Source organism: Synechococcus sp. WC101, assembly GCF_047461555.1.
Lineage (GTDB): Bacteria > Cyanobacteriota > Cyanobacteriia > Thermostichales > Thermostichaceae > Thermostichus.
The window spans coordinates 1-7,572 of the sequence record NZ_JANSHG010000124.1 but is presented as its reverse complement, the minus strand read 5'-3'; the positions used below and the strand labels follow the sequence as shown (position 1 = coordinate 7,572).

The following is a 7,572-nucleotide window of genomic DNA, read 5'->3' as shown; positions in this document are numbered from 1 at the left end:
GGGAAGCTGGATGAGAGTGAGGTTGGAGCCCCCCAGTTGGGGGCCTAGAGTGTTCGCCCGTCCGCGGATGCCCAAAGCCTGCAGGGCATTGGCCGTTTGGCTGACAGGAATGGTGCAGGTATCCACTTTGTAGATGGGCACCGAGGCCACGGTGAGGGCAGAGACACTGGTGAGTTGGACCACGGTAAAGGAGGCGGTGCCGTTGTAGGCAAAGCAAAAATCCCGAAAAGCCTCCGGCACATTGGCAGCGCGAATGGGGCGCTCATCGTCAAAGCCGCCCGACTCGGCAAAGATGTTGCGGATGGCAAACCCTCCGAAAAAAGCCAGCAGGGCCACCACCAGCAAAGCCGTCAGATCCGAGGAGGAGATCCCCCCTGAAGATCTGCCGCTGCGGCCTCCCCCTCCATATCCTCCTCTTCCCCCGTAGCTGGAGGTGGAGCCATAGTCACCCCCGTAGGAGCTGGCATAGGCGGAAGAGCGGGCGGATCCGTCGTAACCCCAGTTGCTGGAGATAGGGCGCCGGGGAACCAAGGCTTGTCCGGCACGGCTGGGCCGGGGCCGAGAGGACTCCGTCTCGGCACCCCGCGAAGATCCGGCGGCAGCTTCTCGGGCTGAGCTGGCCCTCTGTCCTCCGCGCCCAGAGAGACGAGCAGCGGACGTCTTGCCATCGTTTTGCCTCTCCTCATCCTCTAGCCAGTCTTCGGCACCTCCAGTGGAGGGAGTAGAGCCGTCCTCCGGCAAGGGGGGCGGGGAACGCCGGCCTTGGGACTCTGGGCTGTTGGGAGCTTGGCCGCGGCTTCCCTCGCCGGCAGCAGCCGTTGAGTCTGGAATACGGTTTGGATCTCGGCTTGGATCGCGCTCCTCAGAGAAGGTCATTCTTCAGGCTCCCAACGCAAAACTGGCACTCCCATCTTCCTGTACCGAGGAAACCTTTTGACAGGTAGGATCCACAGAGCTGCAGCCTTAGGGTTCAAGGGATCCCCCCCGCGGCCTCGTGAAACCTTTTCTGGCCCAGGCTGCTGCCATTGTCTCGGCCCCCCTCGTGGAGAATGCAGCCGTACCTTCAAGCTAGCCTAGACTGCGCTCCAAGATGAGGAGCTGTTCTTTCAGGGCTCTCAGGGCCTGGCCGCGGTGGCCGACCGCTTCTTTTTGCGCCGGGCTCATCTCGGCGAAGGTCAGCCCCACTTCGGGCACCCAAAAGAGGGGGTCGTAGCCAAACCCTCCCTTGCCCCGCCGCTGAGCCAGGATCTCCCCGTGGCAGATGCCCTCCACCAAGGCCCGCACCTGGCCCTGGGGATCGACAAGGGCAATGGCGCAGTGAAAGCTGGCTTGGCGGTTGGGGATCCCTTCCATCTCCCGCAGCAGCCGCTGGATGCGGGCGGCATCGTCGGGGGCATAGCGAGCGGAGTGGATCCCGGGGGCGCCGCCAAGGGCTGCCACCGCCAGGCCGGAGTCATCAGCAATGGCCCACTCCCCCAGCGATTCTGCCACGGCCTTGGCCTTGAGAAGGGCATTTTCGGCAAAGGTGCTGCCGCTCTCTTCCACAGTCAGCTCGGCAGGCAGGGGGCGCAGCTCCCAGGCAGGGGCATGGAGCTGAAAAAAGGTGCTGAACTCCCGCCATTTGCCGGAGTTGCTGCTGGCCAAGATCAAGGGGCGTGCCATAAGGGTATCTTAGGGGAAACCAGCAGACAGTGGGGGGGCTGCCCAGGGGCTCAGGGGATTTCCAGAACCATGTTGTGCAGCGCCGTGTTGATCACCAGGGTGGATCCGCACCGCTCCACCTTGCCCCCGTCCCAGTGCATGTGGCCGCAGATGTAGTAGCGCGGCTGCAGGTGATCCACCAAGGGGCGCAAGGTGGGCATGCGGCGGTGGTACCATTTTCCGCCTTCGTCCAACAGGCCCCGCGGCGGCGCGTGGCTGAGCAACAGGTCAATGGGGCGAGGAGGTTGACCGTAGAGGGTGAGCAGCTCCTGCAGATGGCTGCGGGTGAGGGTCCAGCTCCAACCCCAGGGGGGAGTCCAGGGCACCGCCAGCACTTGGAGCCCCAGCCACTCAAAGCAACAGGACTGGGTAATCGCCCGCCCCCAACTGCCAGCCAGCGGCTCCAGAACAGAGGCTGCCGGATCGTGGTTGCCGGGCAAAAAGAGCCAGGGCTTGCCCAGACTGTCCACCGCCGCCAGAAAAGATTGCAACTGGGCCACCTCGGCTTGGGCTGTGGGGTGAAAGCCTTGAGTGGCTTTGCAGGAGGGCTTGCCGGCCTTGGAACAGAAATCGCCGCAGTTGATGTAAGCATCCACTTGGGGCAGATGGTCAAGGGCCTGCCGGATCAGCCGGTCGTTGCCGTGGTAGTCGGAGCCGAGGAGCAGTTTAATTCCCATAGGCTGGCGGGAAGCGAGGGGTCTATTGCGGACGAGATCCCTGCAGCAGGGCAGCCACTTGTTGCCAAGAGCTGCGGTACCAGGCCCGCTGGGCCTCCAGCTCCTCTTCCAAAGATCCTGTCGGGCCAAACTCTGGACAGGCATACCCCAGGGAGCGCAGGCCGGCCACTAACAGCGCTGGCGACAGCCACCATTGCTGGGCCAAGCGTAACAGATCCACCTGGGCTTGGTTTTGCAGGTAGTGGCGCAATTGCCGTTGTAAGGCAGCGGCGGAGGGCAGAGGCACCGCCTGGTGGTGCAGGACAATCAGCAGCGCGTCGCCGGGAGTGCAGGAGAGCAACCACTTGAGGTGCTCCAAAGAGGGAGGCCAACTCCACAGCCACAGTTGGTTGTAGCGATGGCCAGCTTGGGGGCGGTCGTAGTGGAGGGTCAGGGAGGGATGCTGCTTCGGTGGCAGGACAAACGTAGGGCGCCGGAAGCCGTAGAGGAGGATCGTTCCCCGCGCCTGGGGCAGGAGGGCAGAAAATCGAGATACAGCCTGCCAACGCAGCGGTTGGGTGGGCTGGGGGGCAGGGCGGTAGATCAGCAGGGGGGAGGGTGCTGCCTGGGCGCCAGCTTTGGCATCGGAGAGGGTGGGAGCGACGGCGGCGGGCGAAAGATCGGCAGAGCTGGCTTCTGCGGCAGGCCGGATCCCAAGAATCTCCAGCTCCAGTTGGGTTTCTTCCCCCCACCTTTTGGCCTTGAGGGTGTAGGCGATGTCAATCTGCGCCGGCAGGGGATAGGCGGCGGCCCCTCGCCACCAAATGGCCCACAGGGGACGGCTGCGGGCTTTGGCTGGGGCAGCAAGTGAGGATCCTGCCCCGTCTAGGCCCCGGCTGACGGGATCCCGGAGCAGCAGCTTCAGGTGGCCGGGGGTATCCTCCCCCCTTTGGGCAGGCTGTGGGCAAAATCGCTGCTGTTGCAACACCTGCAGGTTGCGGCTGCAAAAGACCGGCTCCGGATTGCCGATGCCACAGGGCTGCAACCGCTGCAGCTCGCGGTAGAGGTCGAAGGTGAGATCCGCCAGTGCCACCTCCGCGTCGATCTGCACCAGGGGACGGATTTGTTCCGGCTGCAACCGCTGTTGGGCAAATTGCCGAAGCCGCTCTTCCAAAAGAGGCCAGTTTTCCGCCCTCAGGCTAAATCCCCCCGCCGCCGGGTGGCCGCCGTGTTTGCTGAACAAATCTTTGCAAAACTCCAACGCCTGAAACACGTCGAACTCCGGGATCCCCTGCCGCGCCGAGCCGGTAATCTCCCCCTGGGGCGACTGGCTGCCGATAAACACCGGACAGCCAAAACGCTCCGCCAGCCGCGAGGCCACCAGGCCAATTACCCCTTTGTGCCAGCGCTGCTGCGGGGATCCCAAAATCGTCAACACTCGCTCTTGCTGCAGATCCCGCCCTTGCCGGGCGATTTGCTCCAGGGCCTCCGCCTCGATGCGCCCACACATCTGCTGCCGCACCTGGTTGAGGCGTTCGCAGCGGCGGGCCAGTTTTTCTGCCTGCTGCGGATCGTCGGTGGTCAGCAACTGGATCCCCAGCTCCGGTCGGCCAATCCGCCCAATGGCGTTGATGCGCGGCCCCAGGCCAAACCCTACCCACTCTGGCCGCAGCTCCTCTGGGGATCCCGTCATTCCCATCACCGCCAAGAGGGCGCGGATCCCGGCCACCTGGGAAGTGGGCAAGAGAGCCAGCCCCTGCCGCACCCAAAGGCGGTTAACTCCCGTCAGCGGCGCCAAATCGGCAATGGTGCCCACCGTAAACAGTTCCAGCGCCACCCGCTCCAAATGTTCGTCCCCGCGGCGCTCTGCCAAGGCCTGGGCCAGGAGGTAGGCCACCCCCACCCCGGCCATCCCCCGATAGGGAGAAGAGAGGGGGAGCTGTTTGGGATTAAGGATGGCGTCGGCAGGGGGCAACTGGGGGGGCAAGTCGTGGTGATCCGTCACGATCACCGTCAAGCCCAGCTCTTTGGCCAGTTGGATGGGCGCATGGGCGGCAATGCCGTTGTCCACGGTGAGGATGAGGCGTACCCCCTCGCGGTGCAGCTCCTGCACCATGCGGTTGTTGAGGCCATAGCCCTCCCTGAGGCGGCTGGGGATGCGGTAATACACTGGAGCGCCCCGCAGCGCCCGCAGCAGCAGAGCCGTGCTGGTCATGCCGTCGGCATCGTAATCGCCGCAGATGGCAATGGGCTCTTGTCGGCGAATCGCCCCCTCCAGCAATTCCACCGCCAGCGGCAAATCGGCAAAATCTTGGCTGGGCGGGGGCAGGTGGACGGGATCCGGCTGCAAATACTGCTGCACGGCAGCAGGGCTGGAGAGGCCGCGATTGAGCAAGATCTGAGCCAAGACGGGCGAGACCCCCACCGCCTCAGCCAAGCTCTGGGCAGCCAGTGGGTTCACAGGCTGAAACAGCCAGCGTTGGTCAGGGATCCCGGCCATGGCCATCGGTCTTCAGATAGCGGGTAGCAGTGCTACAGTTGGCCTATGAGCTATCTTTTGACCCTAACCCAAAAACGCCTCTCTGCTCCTCAGTCCGCTGCCCATGTATTCTCTGCTGCTTACCTATGGCCTCAACCCCTTGGCGGGACTGAAGCTGTTGGTCAAATCTCCTGAGCAGGCCTCTCTGTGGACGTTGGCCCAACAGCTCTGGAGCCGCCCCGGATCCCGGCAACGCGGGCCGCGCCTCCAAATCTCTCTGGGCCGCCTCGTGCCCGAACAGACCGAGCGACTGTCTAAATTGGAGGTGCTGCTGCGCTTGCGGTTTTTCATCGCCATCGAAGCCGCAACGCCGGAGCAGTCTCTGCCAGCCCTCCCCTCCGGCCAGGGATCCGCCATCCAGCTTGCCCGCTACACGGAGGGCTCACAGCAGTACAAGACGGAGATCATCCGCTTTGCTCTGGGGGGATCCCCGGCCCTCCGCCGACCGAGTCGCCAGCGCTATCGTCGCCGTCGCTTCTGAAGACCGCAGGTGACAGGGGTTGTCAAACCCTCCTCGGCCAGCGGCGTGTCTATACTAGAGGTACACTAAATCTGCGCTTCTCCCGTGAACGCTGGGCTGCGTAACCGCCGCAGATGGATTGCTCGCCTGTGGCTTGCCTCAGGGGGGACGACTTGTACAGGCCTCCTTCCATGCGTCCCTTGGCTGCGACCGGCGATGGCGACGGCGCTCGTGGCCGGATCTCTGGCAGCTTTTGCCCTCGCCCTGCCTGCTGCTCTGGCGCTGACGCGTTACCAAGTTCACGTGTTGGCCGATGGGGCAGCCGAGCTGGCCAAGGTGCGCGCCCAGGTGCCGGACGCCTATTTCGTGCAAGGGGATGGACAAGTGTTCATCTTAGCGGGGACGTTCATCAACCGCAACCACGCCCAACGCCGCCAAGCGGAATTGGAACGGCTGGGGTTGCCGGTGCGGGTGGTGAGCCGCCAAGAGACGGATCCGCCCCTGCCGCCCGCTTTTCCCGCTCCCTCCCCCAGTCCTGCCCCGCCAGCGCCAACGGCTCCCCCCTTCGATCCGCAGCGGCCCTTTGCCACCCAAGTGCCCAACCCTACTGGGGATCCCCGGCTGGAAGAGCGGGTGCGCCGCTTCTTTCCAGGGGCTGCTGTGGTGCAATACCGCGGCCAGGCGGCTTTGCAGACGGGCACCTTCTCCCGCCTGTCGCTGGCGCAGGATCAGGCCCGCTGGCTGACCGCCCAGGGCCTGCCGGCGGTGGCGGTGTCGTTGGCAGGAGAGGAAGCTGTGGGGGATCCCGACTCCAACCCACCTCAGGGGGAGCGCTACTGGGTGTTGGTGGCCGATCCCAGCGGTGAAAAATGGCCTGCACTCCAACAACTGCTAGAGGGATCCCTGCCCTTGATCTACGACGACCTGCGGGTGGTGCGCACCGGCGGGTTTGCCGACCCCGCTGCTGCCGCCGAACAGGTGCGGTACTTGGCCGACCAAGGCTACGAAGCCGGGATCTTCCCCGCCGATCTGCGCCGCTCTCGACCGCTTCTGGTTCAGGATCCCACCCCCTCTGCCGCATCCCTGCGCGCAGAAGGCACGGGCGGATTTTGGGTGGTGGTATCCGCCGGGGCAGAGGCGCTGCCCAAGCTCCAGCAGTTTGCCCCTGACGCTTTTGTGCGCGGCTCAGTGATTCAGGTGGGCACCTACCGGCAACGGGCCAATGCCGAACAGGCGCGGCGTGCTCTGGCTGAAGCAGGGTTTGACGCCCGCATCCTGCCCGTCGAGTAGCGGCAGCCGGATTCAGCCCCTCTCCCTCAGGGATTCCCTCACCCCCAGCCCCTCTCCCTCAGGGAGAGGGGAGATTAGGAACCGTTTCGCGGCTGTTGGGAATAGCTCCATCGGGCTGCTTGGGCCTCGCTGCCCTTTGCACCACTGGTTGGAATCGCCAGGGATCCTTCTTCCAGTGAGATCGCCGCCAGCGTGAGGCGCAAGGTTTCCGCCTGCAATTGGGCTGGGCTGGCCAAGGGATAGGCCAACTGTTGCACCAGTTGGGGGCGATCCCCGCCGCCAAGATCTAGGCCGGGATCCAACCAATCCAACTGCCGCTCGCGGGCTTGCTTTTCCTCGACGCCGCCGAGGCCGAGCCAACGCCGAAAGCTGGGCCAAAGGTGCTGAGGCAAGGGTCGCACCCGCCCCGGCACGGCTCTGTCAAAACAAATGAGAAAATCCGCCTTCCAGCCGTTGCAGGCTGGACAAAGAGGCTGCAGGTTGGCAGCCGTGTTGGGCCCCCCACGGCTAAGGGGGATGATGTGATCCTGGACAGGGGCGGATCCCACCTCCGGCCAGGGCTTGCCACAGCAAGGGCAGCAGGGGTACCAACGCAACAGTTGCCAGAACTCGGCGGCGGCCACCTGGCCCGTCAGGTCGTAGCTGCCCCGTTTTTCCCTGGCGCGGGCAGCCTTCTGTTTCTGGCGTTCTCGGCTGGCACAGGTGGGGCAGGGATCCGGCCGAAACAGGAAACTATCTCCGCACTCTGGGCAACGATAGGGACTCGACATCTGGACTTGAGGCTCTAACCGGGCTAGAGGGCTTGCTTGGCCTGTTGCAGCGTCTGCTCAAACACCTCCAAAGGCTGCGCCCCCGAAAAAGAAAGGCCGTTCAAGATGAAATGAGGGGTGCCGCCGATGCCCAGTTGAGAGGCCAGATCCATATCT

The 7,572-nt window shown here is 64.4% G+C and carries 7 protein-coding genes; 2 read left to right on the top strand and 5 right to left on the bottom strand.

Features of this window, described 5'->3' with window-relative positions; all coding sequences use genetic code 11:
- The 4 genes from NW809_RS09185 to recJ form a co-directional block, all read right to left on the bottom strand.
- Positions 1–876: hypothetical protein (locus tag NW809_RS09185; RefSeq protein ID WP_414401988.1), on the bottom strand; the 876-nt coding region annotated here is incomplete at its 3' end.
- A gap of 192 nt (positions 877–1,068) precedes the next feature.
- On the bottom strand, positions 1,069–1,662 hold the full coding sequence (gene rdgB / locus NW809_RS09180) for an RdgB/HAM1 family non-canonical purine NTP pyrophosphatase (RefSeq protein ID WP_414401987.1): 594 nt from the start codon (positions 1,660–1,662) through the stop codon (positions 1,069–1,071).
- 50 nt (positions 1,663–1,712) lie between these two features.
- The gene (locus tag NW809_RS09175; RefSeq protein WP_414401986.1) at positions 1,713–2,378 is read right to left on the bottom strand and encodes a metallophosphoesterase family protein; all 666 of its coding nucleotides are present in this window, start codon (positions 2,376–2,378) and stop codon (positions 1,713–1,715) included.
- Positions 2,379–2,400: 22 nt separating this feature from the next.
- Positions 2,401–4,863: a single-stranded-DNA-specific exonuclease RecJ gene (gene recJ / locus NW809_RS09170; RefSeq protein ID WP_414401985.1), complete on the bottom strand. Its 2,463-nt coding sequence runs from the start codon at positions 4,861–4,863 to the stop codon at positions 2,401–2,403.
- A 97-nt stretch (positions 4,864–4,960) separates the two neighbouring features.
- Here recJ and NW809_RS09165 point away from each other — a divergent pair, with 97 nt between their 5' ends.
- Positions 4,961–5,377, top strand: a complete 417-nt coding sequence (locus NW809_RS09165) for a hypothetical protein (protein ID WP_414401984.1) — start codon at positions 4,961–4,963, stop codon at positions 5,375–5,377.
- 195 nt (positions 5,378–5,572) lie between these two features.
- Entirely contained in the window at positions 5,573–6,646 is a 1,074-nt protein-coding gene (locus NW809_RS09160) for a sporulation protein (RefSeq protein WP_187147160.1), read from the top strand.
- 74 nt (positions 6,647–6,720) lie between these two features.
- On the opposite strand, the gene NW809_RS09155 is transcribed toward NW809_RS09160, so the two are convergent.
- Positions 6,721–7,416: an HNH endonuclease gene (locus NW809_RS09155; protein ID WP_099884437.1), complete on the bottom strand. Its 696-nt coding sequence runs from the start codon at positions 7,414–7,416 to the stop codon at positions 6,721–6,723.
- Positions 7,417–7,572: the final 156 nt, after the last annotated feature.